This window comes from Streptomyces albicerus (assembly GCF_008905045.1).
Lineage (GTDB): Bacteria > Actinomycetota > Actinomycetes > Streptomycetales > Streptomycetaceae > Streptomyces > Streptomyces albicerus.
Window position 1 is genome coordinate 45,508 of record NZ_VWMY01000065.1, and the last position, 15,942, is coordinate 61,449.

General features: G+C 68.8%; 15 protein-coding genes. 7 read left to right on the forward strand and 8 right to left on the reverse strand.

All coding sequences use genetic code 11. From position 1 onward, the window contains the following. The first annotated feature begins 512 nt into the window (after positions 1 to 512). Positions 513 to 761: a GNAT family N-acetyltransferase gene (locus GAS53_RS57045; RefSeq protein ID WP_263974216.1), complete on the forward strand. Its 249-nt coding sequence runs from the start codon at positions 513 to 515 to the stop codon at positions 759 to 761. Positions 762 to 1,109: 348 nt separating this feature from the next. Further along, entirely contained in the window at positions 1,110 to 2,051 is a 942-nt protein-coding gene (locus tag GAS53_RS42665) for a 2-dehydropantoate 2-reductase (RefSeq protein ID WP_192583519.1), read from the forward strand. 109 nt (positions 2,052 to 2,160) lie between these two features. Here GAS53_RS42665 and GAS53_RS42670 read toward each other — a convergent pair whose 3' ends face one another. After that, positions 2,161 to 3,828, reverse strand: coding sequence for a thiamine pyrophosphate-binding protein (locus GAS53_RS42670; protein WP_151483158.1), 1,668 nt, complete (start codon positions 3,826 to 3,828; stop codon positions 2,161 to 2,163). A 346-nt stretch (positions 3,829 to 4,174) separates the two neighbouring features. Between GAS53_RS42670 and GAS53_RS42675 the strand changes: the two genes are divergently transcribed. The 4 genes from GAS53_RS42675 (at position 4,175) to GAS53_RS42690 (ending at position 8,167) form a co-directional block, all read left to right on the forward strand. Beyond that, on the forward strand, positions 4,175 to 4,771 hold the full coding sequence (locus tag GAS53_RS42675) for a TetR/AcrR family transcriptional regulator (protein ID WP_225859429.1): 597 nt from the start codon (positions 4,175 to 4,177) through the stop codon (positions 4,769 to 4,771). Between the two features lie 55 nt (positions 4,772 to 4,826). After that, positions 4,827 to 6,329 (forward strand): MFS transporter, encoded by a 1,503-nt coding sequence (locus GAS53_RS42680; RefSeq protein ID WP_225859430.1) that lies wholly within the window; start codon positions 4,827 to 4,829, stop codon positions 6,327 to 6,329. A gap of 117 nt (positions 6,330 to 6,446) precedes the next feature. Next, entirely contained in the window at positions 6,447 to 6,890 is a 444-nt protein-coding gene (locus GAS53_RS42685; protein ID WP_151483159.1) for a nuclear transport factor 2 family protein, read from the forward strand. 47 nt (positions 6,891 to 6,937) lie between these two features. Then, positions 6,938 to 8,167 carry an epoxide hydrolase family protein gene (locus tag GAS53_RS42690; protein WP_151483160.1) on the forward strand — a complete coding sequence of 410 codons (1,230 nt, stop codon included), beginning with the start codon at positions 6,938 to 6,940 and terminating at the stop codon, positions 8,165 to 8,167. 505 nt (positions 8,168 to 8,672) lie between these two features. Here GAS53_RS42690 and GAS53_RS42695 read toward each other — a convergent pair. The 4 genes from GAS53_RS42695 to GAS53_RS42710 all read right to left on the reverse strand — a co-directional run bounded on the left by GAS53_RS42695 (position 8,673) and on the right by GAS53_RS42710 (position 12,746). Then, entirely contained in the window at positions 8,673 to 9,701 is a 1,029-nt protein-coding gene (locus tag GAS53_RS42695) for an alpha/beta fold hydrolase (RefSeq protein ID WP_151483161.1), read from the reverse strand. Between the two features lie 170 nt (positions 9,702 to 9,871). After that, positions 9,872 to 11,110 (reverse strand): epoxide hydrolase family protein, encoded by a 1,239-nt coding sequence (locus GAS53_RS42700; protein ID WP_151483162.1) that lies wholly within the window; start codon positions 11,108 to 11,110, stop codon positions 9,872 to 9,874. Positions 11,111 to 11,184: 74 nt separating this feature from the next. Continuing rightward, positions 11,185 to 11,649 carry a nuclear transport factor 2 family protein gene (locus tag GAS53_RS42705; RefSeq protein WP_151483163.1) on the reverse strand — a complete coding sequence of 155 codons (465 nt, stop codon included), beginning with the start codon at positions 11,647 to 11,649 and terminating at the stop codon, positions 11,185 to 11,187. A gap of 236 nt (positions 11,650 to 11,885) precedes the next feature. Beyond that, complete coding sequence (locus GAS53_RS42710) at positions 11,886 to 12,746, reverse strand: alpha/beta fold hydrolase (protein WP_192583520.1); 861 nt, start codon at positions 12,744 to 12,746, stop codon at positions 11,886 to 11,888. 191 nt (positions 12,747 to 12,937) lie between these two features. Between GAS53_RS42710 and msrA the strand changes: the two genes are divergently transcribed. After that, positions 12,938 to 13,453: a peptide-methionine (S)-S-oxide reductase MsrA gene (msrA, locus tag GAS53_RS42715; protein WP_151483164.1), complete on the forward strand. Its 516-nt coding sequence runs from the start codon at positions 12,938 to 12,940 to the stop codon at positions 13,451 to 13,453. A gap of 76 nt (positions 13,454 to 13,529) precedes the next feature. Here the strand turns inward: msrA and GAS53_RS42720 are convergent, their stop codons facing one another. The 3 genes from GAS53_RS42720 to GAS53_RS42730 form a co-directional block, all read right to left on the reverse strand. After that, positions 13,530 to 14,288: a creatininase family protein gene (locus GAS53_RS42720; RefSeq protein WP_151483165.1), complete on the reverse strand. Its 759-nt coding sequence runs from the start codon at positions 14,286 to 14,288 to the stop codon at positions 13,530 to 13,532. A 66-nt stretch (positions 14,289 to 14,354) separates the two neighbouring features. Beyond that, positions 14,355 to 15,422, reverse strand: coding sequence for an alpha/beta fold hydrolase (locus GAS53_RS42725; protein ID WP_151483166.1), 1,068 nt, complete (start codon positions 15,420 to 15,422; stop codon positions 14,355 to 14,357). A gap of 296 nt (positions 15,423 to 15,718) precedes the next feature. Continuing rightward, a partial coding sequence (locus tag GAS53_RS42730; RefSeq protein ID WP_151483167.1) for a helix-turn-helix domain-containing protein occupies positions 15,719 to 15,942 on the reverse strand: 224 nt, incomplete at its 5' end.

Sequence of the window (15,942 nt, forward strand, 5' to 3'; positions counted from 1 at the left end):
CGAGGCCTTTCAGGCGGCGGTGGAGGCACTTGCCGAGGTTGTTCCGAACGGCTTTCGTGAGCATGGTCCCGGTGGTGCTCTGCTGGCGATCACCGGCTCGCAGATCCCCGCGCTGAACGGGATCACTGGCGTGGCTCCCACACCGGACAAGGCGGAGATCGGCCTGCTCTGCGAGAAGGCCGAGGCGCGCGTCCAGGGACTTCCCTGGAGCATCCGGTTGCGGGGCGAGCCGGAAGCGGAGATCGTCGGCCTCGCCGCCGCCCACGGGCTCACCACGCTCACCTCGCAGCCCTTCATGCTGCTCCGGTTGGAAAGCGAGCCGGTCGGGGCGGAGTCCGACCGGGCCACCGCGTCCGTACGGCCGCTGCGGGAGGACGAGTACGAGACCTTCGCCGCGGTCCTCGGCGCCGCGGTCCTCGGCGCCGCGTTCGGGGCCCCGCCCGCGGTCATCACCAGCCTCTACACCCCCTCTCGTCCTCGGACAGTCCTTCGTCCGCGCGTACATCGCCGAAGTGGACGGCGAGCCTGCGGCGGCGGGGCTGGCGATCCTCACCGAGCGGCATGTCGGGCTTGCCAACATCGGCACTCTGCCCGAGAACCGGCGACGCGGGCTCGGCCGGGCGATCACCGAGGCGATCCTGCGGGACGCGCGGACTGCCGGGGCGCGCACGGCGTATCTCCACTCCAGCGACGAAGCGGTGCCGCTCTTCGAGCAAGTCGGTTTCCGCACCGAGGAGTTCTGGGCCTCCTTCACGGCCTGACGGACGATATCGGGGCGGGGCTGCGAAGGCCGACGCGAGCAGCTCGAACTGTCCGCCCGCGTCCAGTGGAGCGGGTGTGAACGCGGGGCGGGGTCAGGTGTGGGCCTGGTGGTCCTCGATGGCCCGGGCGAGGGCGGGCAGGGCGATGCGTACCGCCCGCCGCTCGGGCTAGGACAACTCCTTGATGAGCAAGTGCAGCGCGTGTGCCCGCTCCGCGTCCATAACCCGCTTATGCACCAGCCTACTTTTGCACATACATGTAGCATGAATCAAACACCTGTCATCGCCTCAGGCGACAGCCCACAGGTTCTGTCGACATCGACACGTATGTGAGACATGGAGAGACCCATGACGTCTGCAGAGAGCCGTGCCCGCCAGTCAGTGGCCGTGATCGGCGCGGGAGCGGTCGGAGGTGTGTTTGCGTGGGCCATGCACAAGGCCGGACACGACGTCTCGCTATGTGTGAGGACCCCGTTCGACGAACTGGTGATACAGACGGCCGGCGGCGAGGAGCGTGTGCCCGTACGCGTGGTCACCGATCTCCACGATGTGAAGCCGGTGAACTGGGTACTGCTGGCGGTGAAGTCCTTCGACACCGTCGGCACCGCACGCTGGCTGGCCGCGCTGTGCGACCAGGACACCACCGTCGTCGTGCTGCAGAACGGCGTCGACCAGGCCGACGGCGTACACGGCCTGGCTCCCGGAGCGACCGTCCTGCCGTCACTGGTGTACATCCAGGCCGAGCGTCAGGCACCGGGGCGGGTCCGTCTCGGCTACGGAAACAGCATCGACGTCCCGGCCGGGCCCGAGGCCGAACGACTGGTGCGGCTGTTCCGCGGCAGCGGGATGAAGGTACGTCAGCAGACGGATCTGACCACGGCCGCCTGGCGCAAACTCATGCTCAACGCCGCGGTGAACCCTCTGACGGCTCTCACCCTGCGCCGTATGGAAGTGATGCAGGACTCCATGATTCTCGAGCTCGCCGCGGGCCTCATGCACGAGACGCTCGCGGTGGCCGTCGCGGTCGGGGCCGAACTCACCGAGGCCGACGTGGAGCAGACGCTGGCCTTCATGGGCGAGTTCAGCGAGGGAAACGGTACGTCGATGCTGTACGACCGGCTCGCGGGCAACGCGCTGGAATGGGAAGCGCTCAACGGGGCCGTGGTCAGGCACGCCGAGGCCCACGGGATCGACGTCCCCCTGAACCGTGCCATGACGGCCTTGCTCCACGCCCTGAGCCCCCGGAGCACGACCGCCGACGGTGGTACGCAGGTACGCTCCGCCGCGTGAGGGCCCGTTCGCCGGCGCCGCCAAGGGTGCTTGTACCCAAGGCGGCGCCGAGCCGGCCGCAGTTGGCGTCGCTTCTCACGCCGTCCGAGACCCGTTGGCGCCTTCTCCGCTACGGACGGTCGGCGTGCCGGCCGCTGATGAGCGCGGTGAGCCCTGCGAAGCAGTCGGCCACGACCCCGGGGACGACCTTGCAGTCGAGGAGCAGGACGCCTTCGGCTCCCTGGGCCTGCCAGTCGCGGACCACGGCGAGGTCGTCCACGGAGCGCACGGTGGCGCTCCGGGCGCCGAGCGCACGGGCCGTTGCGGCGAAGTCGGTGTCGCCGAACAGCATGGAGCCGGGGTCGGCACCGCGGTCGCCGAACAGGACGACCTCCATGCCGTAGCCGCCGTCGTCGTAGATCACCACGAGCACCGAGCGTCCGGTGCGCACCAGGGTCTCCAGTTCGGGCAGGCCCATGAGCGCTCCGCCGTCGCCCAGGGCGACCACGGTCGTCCGGTCCGGTCGGCCCACGGCCGCGCCGACCGCGCCCGCGAAGCCGAGGCCGATGCTCTGGAAGGCGGCCCCGGTGAAGACGTAGCCGGCCGGATCGGGCACCGACCAGTACATGGCCGGCCAGCCCACGAAGTGGCCGCCGTCGGTGACGAGTGTGCGTGCTTCGGGCAGGAGCCCGGCCAGGCCGAGGGTCAGCGTGCGCGGATCGATCCGGCCGTCCGTACGCGCCTCCTCGAAGGGCTCCTGGTCCCAGCCCAGGTTCGTGAACTGGTCGGTGACTTCGTCGCGCCAGGTGGACCGGGAAAGGCCGCGCTCCTGGACGCCGTCGAGCAGGGCCGCGGCCACGTCGGTGGCGTCGCCGGTGACGAGGAGGTCGACGCGGTCGGTGGTCGGGGCGGGCGCGGTGTCCACCTGCACGAGCATCGCCTCGGGGGCGAGCAGCCCGCCATCGGCCAGCGTCCACTGGTCGAGGCTCGCCCCGAAGGCGAGCACCACGTCGGCCTGGCCGATCAGCTCTGCGGCGCGCGGCGAGGCGAATCCGCCGCACACACCCAGCGACCAGGTGTTTCCGGCGAAGAGGCCGCCGGCCATGGCGCTGGTCGCGTAGAGCGCGCCGAGCCGGTCTCCCAGTTCGGTGACGACCTTGGCGGCTCCCGAACGCCAGGCGCCCAGCCCGCCCAGGACGAGGGGCCGTTCCGCGGCGGCCAGTGCTTCCAGCGCCGCGGCCGTCCCGGTGGCGTCCGCCGCCTTCCGGCGGGGTCGCTCCGGCAGCCGCTCGGCCGGCACTTCCTCGGTGACCTGGGCCGTGATCAGGTCGTGCGGCAGGCACAGCGCCACCGGCCGCTGCTCCCCGCGCGCCCGCCGCAGTGCCCGCAGGGTGTCGGTGCGCGCCGTGGCGAGGTCGGTCAGCCGCATCACGGGTACGCCGAGGGAGTCCAGGAAGGCGTTCTGGTCGATGTCGATCCTGCGCGGCCCCGTCGAGGGCACATCGCCGCACAACAGCAGCACACCACTGCGGTGTTTGACCGCGTCGGCCAGGCCCGTGGCGGTGTTGGTGAGTCCAGGACCGCTGCCCGTGGTGCACACGGCGACCTCACCGGTGGTCCGGTAGTAGGCGTCCGCCATGGTGGCCGCTCCGCCTTCGTGACGTGCGGACAGGTACCGCACGCCGTGGCGGGTGAGACCGGCGACGGCAAGGACGTTGCCGTTGGCCACGACGCCGAAGGCGTGCCGGACGCCGTCCTCGGCGAGTGTCTGTCCGATCGCCTCGGCCAGGGTCGTCATCCCTCGGCCCCCGTCCTGTCTGCTCGCCCGCCGCACACACATCGCCTTCCGTCGTGCCGGACGTTCGCGATCGCGGGGGCTGCGGTGTCGTGAGGTGGCATTCCGGGGCCGCCGGTTGCCATGTCCTTGGAGGAACGCTGCATTGCCACCTTCCCGTTCACATGAGCTGTTCACACCGAACACGTGTCGAGCGCCGGAGGAAGTTCACGTTTGCTATGGGAAGGCGCGGTCGAGGTGTGCACGGTGGAATCCCAGTGGGAAGCACACCTTGCGCGGCGGGCCTGGACTGTTCCGCGCTGGACACCAGGATGGACCGCAAGGTCCAAAGAAGTGGGATGATGGTGGGATGAACAAGGGAATGACCGCCAAGGGCAGAGCCACCCGACAGCGCATCATCGTCGCCGCCGCGATGCTGACCAGGGACAAGGGAGCTGCGGAGACGACGCTCGACGACGTGCGGGCAGCCACGGCCACCAGCAAGAGCCAGCTGTTCCACTACTTTCCCGAGGGCAGGTCCGACATCCTTGCGGCCGTGGCCGAGTACGAGGCAGGGCAGGTCCTCGAGGCGCAGCAGCCGCATCTCGGCGATCTCTCCACGTGGGAGTCCTGGCAGGGGTGGCGGCAGGCAGTGCTCGACCACTACACGGAGCTGGGACAGAAGTGCCCCCTCGGCAGCCTCACCACCGAACTGGGCAAGTCCTCGCCCCAGGCCCGCTCGATCGCCACCTCCCTCTACGACGAATGGGAGGCGGCTCTCGTGCGCGGCGTGGAGGCAGTCACCTCTGACGGGGAGGAAGCCGTGCGGCGCCGGGCGCGGAGCATCCTGGCGGCCGTACAGGGGGGTGTGGTGATGCTCCAGGGGACGGGGCGCACGGACTATCTCGACGCGGCCCTGACCGCTGCGATCAGTCCGCTGCGGCCTGTGACCGTGAGCGCCGAGTAGGCGCGAACGCGCGATTGGACTTGACGGTCCATTTTTAGCGAGCCAAGATTGGACCATGCCATCCAATCCTGCTTTGGAGCGCTCCCCCGACCCCACACCCCGGACGCGCCCCTTCCGCGCGAAAGGGGCGCAGGCCTCGCTGGTGCTTCTGTCGGTCGCCTCGGTCTCGTACGCCCTGGTCCAGTCCGTGGTGAACCCCGGTCTGGAGGCGCTGCGCGATCACGTCCACACGAGCCAGCTGGGAGTGGGATGGGTACTCACCGGCTTCCTGTTCTCGAGCGCCGTCCTGACACCCGTCCTGGGACGAGTCGGTGACCAGGTCGGCAAGCGCCGCGTACTCGTCTCGGTCCTCGCGCTGCTCGCTCTCGGCAGCGTGATCGGCGCCCTCGCCACCAGCCTCCCCGTGCTCGTCCTCGCCCGCGTCCTCCAGGGCGCCGGCGGTGCCACACTGCCTCTGGCCTTCGGCCTGGTACGCGACCTGGTGCCGCGACGTCAGGTCGGCACCGCGGTGGGCACGATCGCCGCCGTCAGTTCCGTCGGCGGGGCACTCGGGGTACTGGTGGCCGGCCCCATCGTCTCCTCGCTGGGTGTCGCCTGGCTGTTCTGGCTTCCCGCCATCGCCAATGGGCTCGTGGCAATCACCGTGTTCTTCTTCCTGCCGCGGTCCAGCGGCGCCACAGCCGCCGGCCGGCTGAACGTGGGTGCCACCGTGACGCTGGCCGGCACTCTGGTCCTCCTGCTGCTGCCTCTGAGTCTCGGCCAGGACTGGGGATGGCTGTCCGGGCGGACGCTCGGCCTGCTCGCCGGGGCACTTGTGGTCGGGACGCTGTGGGTCTGGTGGGAGAACCGGTCCCGCCACCCCCTGATCGACATGCGCGTCTTCCGGATGCGCCCTGTGTGGACGGCGAACCTGGCTTCGTTCCTCTTCGGTTTCACCCTCTACTCGGTCTTCGGCTTCGTCCCGTCCTTCCTCCAGGTGCCCACGACCACCGGGTACGGGCTCGGCGAGTCGATCACCGTGTCCGGCCTGCTGTTCCTGCCGGTGACGCTGACTCAGTTCGCGAGCGGGGTCGTGACCGGTCCGCTCGCCACCCGGATGCCGGCCAAGGCGCTGCTCATCCTCGGCTCCGTACCCGTCGTGGTCAGCCTCCTGCTGCTGGCCGCCTTCCACGGAGAACCGTGGCAGATCGCTCTCGCCATGGCGATGGGCGGCATCGGATTCGGCATCGGCCTCTCCGCACTGTCGGCGCTCGTCGTGCACGCGGTGCCCGCCGAACACACAGGTGCCGCGAGCGGAATGAACGCCAACATCCGCACCATCGGCGGTGCGGTCGGCGCGGCCGTCGTCACCACGATTCTCGCCTCCACCGCGCGGGCGGGTGGATACCCGAGCGAAGGCGGCTGGGTCGCCGTGTTCCTGGTACTGGCCGTCGCCGCGGTCGCCGGACTCGCCTCGTGTCTCCTGATACCCACCGGCGACCAGGAGAAGGAGTCGCAGGACATGCACATCGGCGCGGACCAGACCGCGGAAAGCGCCGCCCCGGTACCCCGTTCCTGAGAAGGCGGGCGAAGCTCAGCCCACCCCCACATGTGTCACCGGCAGTCAGATGACTGATACGTGCGCAAGACACATCTGTTAGGCAATAGATACATCTCGGCGAAGGAGGGCGGATACATGACCGCCACGACACATACCGACCTCGACCTGATCCGCGAACTGAGGGCCCGCTACGTCCGGTACGCCGACACCAGGCAGTGGGAGAAGATGGCGGGGGTCTTCACCGACGACGCCGTCATGCGATTCCGCAACGTCGACGGCACGCTTGCCAACGAAGTCACCGCCGCCGAATTCGCGAAGACCATCGGCGGCCGTGTCGGGGCAGGCCGGCCCATCCACCACCTGTTCACGCACGAGGTCACGTTCACCTCGGACACAACTGCTCAGGGTGTGTGGGCCATGGAGGACCGGATCTACCACGACCGCGAGGCCCATCCGGAGTCTCCTTACTCCTTCCTGCACGGCTTCGGCCACTACCACGACACGTATCGCAAGGTCGACGGCGAGTGGCGCATCTCCGACTGCGAGCTCACCCGGCTGCGGCTCAAGATCGTTCCCTGACCCGGCGCTGTCCCGGCGACGCCTCATCACCCAAGAGAGATTCCCCCATGTCCAGCAAGCCCTTCCCGCTGACCCCCACCACCATCCACGTCCCCGACGAGGTGCTCGTCGACCTCAAGGAGCGTCTGCAGCGCACCCGTTACGCCGTGGACGCCGGCAATCGCGACTGGTACTACGGCGTGGACGGCCAGTACCTGAAAGAACTGATCGACTACTGGATCGACGGCTACGACTGGCGCAAGGCAGAAGCCGGGCTCAACCAGTACGAGCAGTATCAGGTCGAAGTCGACGGCGTGCCCATCCACTTCATGCGCAGGGCCGGTGTCGGGCCCAATCCCAAGCCGATGCTGCTCCTTCATGGCTGGCCCTGGACCGTCGCGATGTCCACCAAGGTCATCGACAAACTCGCCGATCCGGGTGCCCACGGCGCGGACCCGGCCGAGGCGTTCGACGTCATCGTCCCCTCGACGCCCGGCTTCGGCTGGTCCACGCCCCTGCCCGACAACCCGGACATGAACTTCTGGAAGGCCGCCGACCTGTTCCACAAGCTGATGACGGAAGTCCTCGGCTATGAGAAGTACGCGGCCACCGGCTCCGACCTCGGTTCCATGGTGACCGCTCAACTCGGCCACAAGTACTACGAGTCCCTGTACGCCATTCATGTCGGCTCACCGATCCCGCTGAACATGTTCAACGGCGACCGGGCCTGGGACCTCACCGGCGGCAAGACGATCCCCGAGGGCACGCCCGAGGACATCCGCGCCGGGATCCTCTCCGTCCACAAGCGCTTCGTCGCCCACGTCGCCGTGCATGTCCTCGACTCCAGCACCCTCGGCCACGCGCTGAGCGACTCCCCGGCCGGCATGCTGGCCTGGATCCTCGAACGGTGGACGAACTGGAGCGACAACGACGGCAACGTCGAGAAGGTCTTCAGCAAGGACGACATCCTCACCAACGCGACGATCTACTGGGCCACCAACTCGATCAGTACGTCCATGCGGATGTACGCCAACGCCAACCGCTACCCGTGGACCCCGTCCCACGACCTCGCCCCGCCCGTTCAGGCGCCCACCGGCATCACCCTGGTCGGCTACGAGAACCCGCCCGGCGTGACCACCGAGAACCGGGTCCAGGACTTCCTGGACAGCCCCCGGGCGCCCTGGTTCAACCACGTCAACGTCACCGCACACCCGGGCGGAGGCCACTTCGTGTTCTGGGAAGTACCCGACGCCTGGGTCGACGACGTGCGCCGTACCTTCCGCGGGCGCACCGACTGACGGTCGCGCCGGCCTCCAACATGGTGAGATCGCCCGTGCCATCGATCACCGCGGCAGCGGCAACTCCCGGCTCGGATCCGGCAGATCGGCCACGCGTCAGGCGAACAATGCCACGAGGCGCTCGCCGAGGGGCAGGACGGCCGGGACCGCCGTCGCCGCCGTGTGCTGTTCGCGCCCCAGCGCGGCGGGCGGTTCCACCGGCACGAGCGGGGTGCCGTGCGTCGAGAAGGGCGCTCTTGCTCCTGCCGGCCTCGTCGGTCAGCAGGAGAGCCCCGCCGTGGATCGCGGAGCCGCTGAAGTGGGACCGTATGACGTCGAAGTTGTCCCGCCCGACCAGCCGTGCCGGGGCAGGGCGGGCCGGGCGGTCCAAGTCGTTCGTCGGGCCGCTGTCTCCAAGGGCTGCGGTGACGTGGGCAAACGTCCCGGTTGTTGCCTTGGACGACTATCAGCATGCCTCCGCTTGCGTCACCCGTCAAGGCGGTGACGAATGTCGGGCGCAGGCCTGTCAGCCCATGGCGTCGACTTCGAGGATCGCGGCGGTGAAGGCGTCGGGCCGCTCCTGGGGGAGGTTGTGGCCGGCTGCCGGGACGACGTGGTGCTTCCAGGGGCCCGAGAAGTGGGCGGCGTAACCGCTCCCGTCGGTCGGCGGGATGACGCCGTCGGCCTGTCCGTCCAGGGTGACGGCAGGAACGGTGATCTTCGGCTGCGCGAGCAACCGCTTCTCCAGGTCCGCGTAACGGGGATCGCCGGGGGCCGCGGCGAGGCGGTGCCGGTAGCTGTGGATCACGACGTCGACGTAGTCCGGGTTGGTCCACAGTTCCGCCGCCTGCGCGAACTCGGCCTCGGTGAACTGCCATTCGGGCGAGTTGCGGTGCCAGACGACCCGCGCCAGGTCCTCCCGGTTGCGCTGGAGTCCCTTCCGCCCGCGCTCGGTGAGGAAGTAGAAGAAGTACCAGGTGCCCTCCTCGATCGCGGGTGGCAGCGGCTCCTGGGCGACGGCGAGGTTCTGGATGAGGTAGCCGTTCACGGAGACCACGCCGGTGCAGCGCTGCGGCCACAATGCCGCGGCGACGTCACCGGCCCGCCCGCCCCAGTCGTATCCGGCGAACAGGGCCCGGGGAAGACGCACGGCGTCCATGAAGGCGATCAGGTCCGCGCCGAGCGCCGCCTGCTCGCCGGACCGGAGGGTGTCCTCACGGAGAAACCGGGTCTCTCCGTGGCCGCGCAGGTAGGGGATGTAGCAGCGGTAGCCGCGCCGGGCGAGCACGGGTGCCACCTCGGCGTAGGAGCCGACAGGACTGAAGGGCCAGCCGTGGAGGAGGATCACCGGGGTGCCGTGGGCCGGTCCGACGTCGTGGTAAGCGATGTCCAGGACGTCGGTGCGGGTGTGGCGGACCGGTCCCAGACCACGTGCGTTCCGGCCCGTCGGCGCCGTGTCCGTCAGTGCCGACGCCTGACCCGATCCGGTGAGACCGGCGGCTCCGGTCGCCGCTGCTGCCGTCATGGCCTGGGTCAGCCTCCGTCTGCTGATCATTTCGTTTCCTCACATTCGATTCGGAGCGCGTGAGACACATGTGCACACACTTACCGCACTCCACCGCTCTATCGGGTTACGAGGGTCCTCGGGCAGCACCCGCTGAAGCGGCGCCACGACGACGGGCCTCCTGTTCCGGGATCGGAACCGGAGGCCCGTCGCTTGCAGGGTCAGCCGCCGATCCTGCGGAAGGTCTCAACGAGGTCGGACGCGAACGCCTCGGGGTTCTCGTAGTGGACGAAGTGGCCGCCCTTCATGTGGGCGTTGGCGTTGACCACGTTGAAGGAGCCGCGCGTAGGCCCGTTCTCGAAGAGGGCGATGCGCTCTTCGACGGTGTTGATGGCGGGCGGATAGGCGTCACCGAGCAGGAAGGTGAAGCCGGCCGGCGGCTCGACGACGGGCCGGCGGTTGTGGGAGGGCACCCACGGGTGGCGCACCGCGTTGCGGTACATGCGGATCGAGGTGCCGATGGACTCCGTCACCCAGAAGATGGTGGCCTGGGTGAGGATGAAGTCGCGGGGGAAAGCCTCTTCGAAGTCGCCCCGCTTGTCGCTCCACTTCTTCCACCGCCGCAGCAGCCAGGCGAGCATCCCGATGGGGGAGTCGTTCAGACCGTGGGTGAGGGTCGAGCCGTCCAGCATGTGAACAGCGACATGGGAGGCATACGTGTTGACGAAGTTCTCCAGGCCCTCCCGCAGTTCCGGCGAGGCGTCCTCGGGGATCTTGTTGCCGTCGGTCAGGTCCCAGAACCGCTCGTTGGCGAACTGGCCCGGAGGCATGTCGTGGCCGTAGTGCAGGCCGATGATGCTGTCGGCGTACTTATGGCCGAGCGCACTCGTCACCAGAGCGCCGTAGTCGGAACCCGCCACCCCGTACCTCTCGTAGCCCAGCACCTCGGTCATGAGCTTGTGCAGGATGTCGGCGATCTTCCAGTAGTTCAGATCGCCCCTGCTGACGGGGGTGGACCAGGCGAAGCCGGGCAGGTCCGGGATGATGACGTCGAACGAGATGGACGGGTCACCGCCATGGGCGGCGGGGTCCGTCAGCGGGCCGATGAGCGCGTAGCTGAACTCGCCGGGCCACGGCCACCCGGGGCTGATGACGAGCGGGATCGGGTTCGGACCCTTGCCGCGCTCGTACACGAAGTGCACGGGTGCGCCGTCGATCTCCACCTTGTGCTGGTTGTAGGAGTTCAGCCGCTTCTCCTGCGCACGCCAGTCGAAGCCGTCCGCCCAGTACTCCACGAGCGGCTTCAGGTAGGCGGTGCTGATGCCGTAGTACTCCTCCTCGTTGTCCAGGTCGTCGAAGAAGCGAGTCTTCTTCAGCCGGTCCTTGAGGTCGTCGAGGACGTCCTGGGAGACGTCGATGGTGTACGGCTCCAGCGCGACGGGCTTGTTGCTGTTGCTCATGGCAAGGCTGCTTTCGCGGGGAAGGAAAGTGAGGTTGTTGCCCGGCAGGCAGGTGAAGTGGGCCGCGGGAGCGGTCAGTTGGTGAAGTCCAGGCGGATCCGGGTCTGCTTGAGCTCGGCGATCCGCCAGGAACCATCGCCATCGGCCTTGACGAAACGTGCGTGGTAGTGGCCGAAGCCGTGCATGCCCCTGAAGGGGATGGTTTCGGAGACCCTCGCGTCCTCGGGCCGGGTGACGATGTCCTCCATCGCGAACACGCCGTGGGCGGTGGTCTCCGAGTCGACGTCGATCTCGTCGGAGAACAGGTGGTGGATCAGGGTGACACCGGGGCCGCCACTGGAGCCGACCGTCGCGGCGATCTCGTCCCGGCCGTTCATGCGCAGCCACACCGTTCCGTCCGGCTTGTGCGGGGTGAACGTGCCGTCAGGAGTGAACAGGTTCGCCAGGTCGTCCCAGCGCTGGTGATCCGCGTAACGGACGTAGCGGGCCATCAGACGGCGGAGTTCCTCGGTGATGCTGAGGCGTTCAATCGCTTCCATGATCGATCGGTCTTCCTTCTTCCAGTGATGTGCGGATCTCCACAGCGCCGGTCCGTCCGTCTCCGACGTCATGCGCGTCCGTCGAGGCCCGCGACCAACCTGCCGGGCACCGGGGGCATCTCGACTTCTTGTGGACTGCCTGGTCCACTCATCATGCGTCACCAGGACTGGACCAGCAAGTCCAGGACGGAGAGATGCCGGTCATAGCGCGGACCGGCTGGTCCATGGCCCTCTGCTCAGCGGACGGTGGCGCGGGCGGCCCGCTCGATCACGTCGGCCACCAGGTGGGGGTGGGAAACGGCGACCGAGTGGGAGGCGGCGACCTCGGTGGTGTGCGCGTGGGCACGCTTGGCCATGAAGCGCTGGACGGCCGCGGGGATGTTGAGGTCGCGGGTGGTGACGATGTCCCAGCTGGGCTTGGTCTTCCAGGCCGCGGTGGTGGCCTTCTCCTCCAGGGCGGCCTGGGCGACGGGACGCTGCGCGGCGGCCATCAGCGCGGCCTGCCGGGCGGGCACGTCGGCGGCGAACTGGTGACGGAACTTGTCCTGCTGGATGTACAGGTCGGTGGCGGTGGAGCCGTCGGCCTGCTTGTAGGTGACCGGGTCGAGTGCGTCGGGGAGCGTGGAGCCCGGGTACTTGTTGGTGAGCTCCAGGGCACTCTCGCCGGGGGCGGGCAGGAAGGCGGCGACGTAGACCAGGGCCTTGACCTCGGGGTCATTGGTGGCCGCCTGGCTGATGACGTTGCCGCCGTAGGAGTGGCCGACGAGGATCTTCGGACCCTTGACGTGGTCGAGGACCGTGCGCAGGGCGGCGGCGTCGGAGGCCGGGCCGCGCAGCGGGTTGGCGGCGGCGATGACCGGATAGCCGTCGGCGCGCAGGTCCGCGATGACACCGTTCCAGCTGGAGCCGTCGGCGAAGGCGCCGTGCTCCAGGACGATGGTCGGCTTGGTGTGTCGTCCGGCGCCGGCGGCCTCGGCGACCTCGCTCGCGCCGTTGGCGGTGCCGCTGAGGGCGAACGCGCCGAACGCGAGCCCCGCCGTGACCGTCGAGACCACACCCGTCGCCAGCTGCTTGCGTCCACCCTTGATGCTCACCACGACTGACCCCTCTCAGGAATGTTTCTCGGTACATGGGGCGGGCCGGCCCTGCCGGCTTTCGTCACCGCCCTGACTGGTGATGAATTTGTCATGCGCTCCGTCACCTGTCAAGGTGGTGACGAAGAGGTTTCCGGGTCGGCGTGCGAGCCTGGAGCCTGCGCGGACGGACACGGACAGAAAGGCGGATTGCCATGAGTGACGCCGAGGAGAAGGCGCTACTGGCGGGTGGCTGCTTCTGGGGCATGCAGGAGCTGATCCGGGCGCTGCCCGGTGTGGTGGGCACCCGGGTGGGCTACAGCGGTGACGACGACAAGCCCAATGCCACCTATCGCGACCACGGAAAACACGCGGAGTCGATCGAGATCACCTTCGATCCCTCGGTCACCGACTACCGCACGATCCTGGAGTACTTCTTCCAGATCCACGACCCGAGCACGAGGAACCGGCAGGGCAACGACATCGGCCTCAGCTACCGCTCCGCCATCTTCTATCTCGACGAGGAGCAGCGCCGCATCGCGCAGGACACCATCGCCGATGTCGACGCGTCCGGGCTGTGGCCGGGACCGGTGGTGACCGAGGTGGTGCCGGCCGGCCCGTTCTGGGAGGCCGAGCCGGAGCACCAGGACTACCTCCAGCGCTACCCGGACGGCTACACCTGCCACTTCCCGCGGCCGAACTGGCGCCTGCCCAGGCGCGAAGCGTCCTGAACACCGGCGCGCGGCCGGGACGGACGACGCCCTTCCCGGCCGCGCGCCGGAGGCCACAGCGGCGCTGAGCGTTGGCCTACTTCGCCCACGGGTCGCGCAGGATGATGTCTGCCAGCGCGGCCGCACAGCCGGCGAGCATCCGCTCGCCCTTCTCGGGGCTCGCGACCCGGGCGTCGCCCGCTACCCCGGACTCGGTGATCCGGTCGAAGGGCACGGCCATGTACACCGGCTCGGTGGACTCCGCGGGCAGCGTGATCCGCGGCCCGTGCGCCTCGGCCAGCTGCTCGGCACGGATCAGTTCGGGGAAGGCGGCCATCATCATGGACGTCTCCCCCTCACACGCGTGCATGAGGCCGTCCTGGGTCTCCAGGGTGTCCCGCACCACTTCCCGTCCGATGCCGAAGTAGCTGGCGAACGCGATCGGCGTCGACAACTCCGCGGTCAGTTCGGTCGTGAGGGCATTGAGCGCGGTCATGTTCCCGCCGTGCCCGTTGACGATCAGGATGCGTGAGAAACCCGCTCGGATCACGGAGCGGCAGATGTCACGCAGCAGTGCGTGCAACGTGGGCAGGCTGAGTGTGAGGGTGCCGCCGAAGGCCATGTGGTGCTCCGACAGTCCCGTCGGCACGGAAGGCGTCACCACCACGCCGGTGTGCTCGGCGGCCAGCACCGCCGCCCGGCGGCACACCTCCGCGGCCAGGAAGTCGTCGACGCCGGTGGGCAGATGAGGGCCGTGCTGCTCGGTGGCCCCGATGGGCAGCAGTACCACCGCGTCCCGCGCCGCGAGGGCACGCAGCTCGGCGGCGGTCAGCCGGTTCCACTGGACTTCGCTCATCAGGAACTCCTCCTGGGCGTGACCGACGCGGTGTGCGGGGCGCCGGGGCGGTGGCGGGTGCGGATCTTAGAGATGGTCGGCGTCGACCACGGCCTGGGCGAAGACGGTGGGCGCCTCCTGCGGCAGGTTGTGACCGATGTTCTCGATCGTGCGGTGCAGATAGGGGCCGGTGAAGAAGCGGCGGTAGGTGGACCCGTCGCCCGGCGCGGTGAAGGGGTCGAGCGCGGGGTCGAGCGTGACGGTGGGGACGCCGATGTGGGGCTGGGCGGCCAGCTTCTTCTCATAGCGGTCGTAGCGTCGGTCGCCCTCGATCAGGCCGATGCGCCAGCGGTAGTTGTAGAGGACGATGGCGGCGTAGTCGGGGTTCTTGAAGGCCTCGGCGGTGCGCGCGAAGGTGGCGTCGTCGAAGTTCCAGTTGGGGGAGACGATGGTCCACACATAGCGGCACAGCGCGATGCGGTCCTCCTCGTTCTCCATGGCCTTCTTGCCGCGGTCGCTGGCGAAGTACCACTGGTACCACCAGTTGCGCTCGACGGCCGGAGCGGCGGGCTCCAGCTGCGCCTTGCGGTTGGTGATGACGTAGCCGCTGGTGGACAGGAGGGCCTTGACGCGCTCGGGCCACAGGGCGGCGATGATGTCGGCGGTCCGCGAGCCCCAGTCGAAGCCGGCGAGGACGGCCTTCTCGATCTTCAGGGCGTCCATGAACGCGATGATGTCCAGGGCGATGGCGGACTGCTCGGCGTTGCGCGGGGTGTGGCGGGACAGGAAGCGGGTGCTCCCGTGGCCGCGCAGGTAGGGAACGAGGACGCGGTAGCCGAGGTCGGCGAGAAGCGGGGCGACGTCGACGTAGCTGTGGATGTCGTAGGGCCAGCCGTGCAGGAGAACGACGACCGGGCCGCGGGCCGGGCCGGCCTCGGCGTAACCGATGTCCAGGACACCCGCCTTGACGTGCTTGAGCGTGCCGAACTCGGTGTGGGTGCCGGGGGCGATGGTGGGCACCGTGGGAGCGGAAGCGCCGCCCGACGTGTGCGAGGCGGTCGCGGCGGATGCGCTGGTCTGCAGGCCGGACAGTGAGACCGCGGCCGCGCCGGTGCCCAGGCCGACGGCCTTGCTGAAGGTACGCCTGTTGATCATGTGAAGTCCTCCGTCGTGCGTTTACGGTGACCGGCCCGAGCCCGGGAAACCCCTGCTCACATCGGCGGTACGAGATCACCTCGGCTCTTGACGCAACGACCCTCGCACACCATTCGTCACCTGTCAAAGGGGTGACGAATGGTGGTTTCGACGAGGCCGAGCGGCAGCTCCGAGGCCGTCCTGTCCCACGAGCGGGACCCGGCGGCACATACTCTCGTCCGCAACGAAACGGGATACATCAGTCATCTGACGGTCAGACACGCAGTCATGCGACTGAGCTCCTCGACGTCCCGCACTCAGATGCCGTGTTCGCCCTCCAGCCTTTCCAGTGCGTCGCGGAGGGCGGCGCGGGAGGTGATGCCGAGTTTGGGGAAGACGCGGTAGAGGTGTGAGCTGACGGTGCGGGGGGAGAGGTGCATGCGTTCGCCGATTTCTTTGTTGGTGAGGCCGCGGGCGGCGAGGTCGGCGATCCGGCGTTCCTGCCAGGTCAGTTCGGCGAGGTGTGTGGATGTGGTGCGGG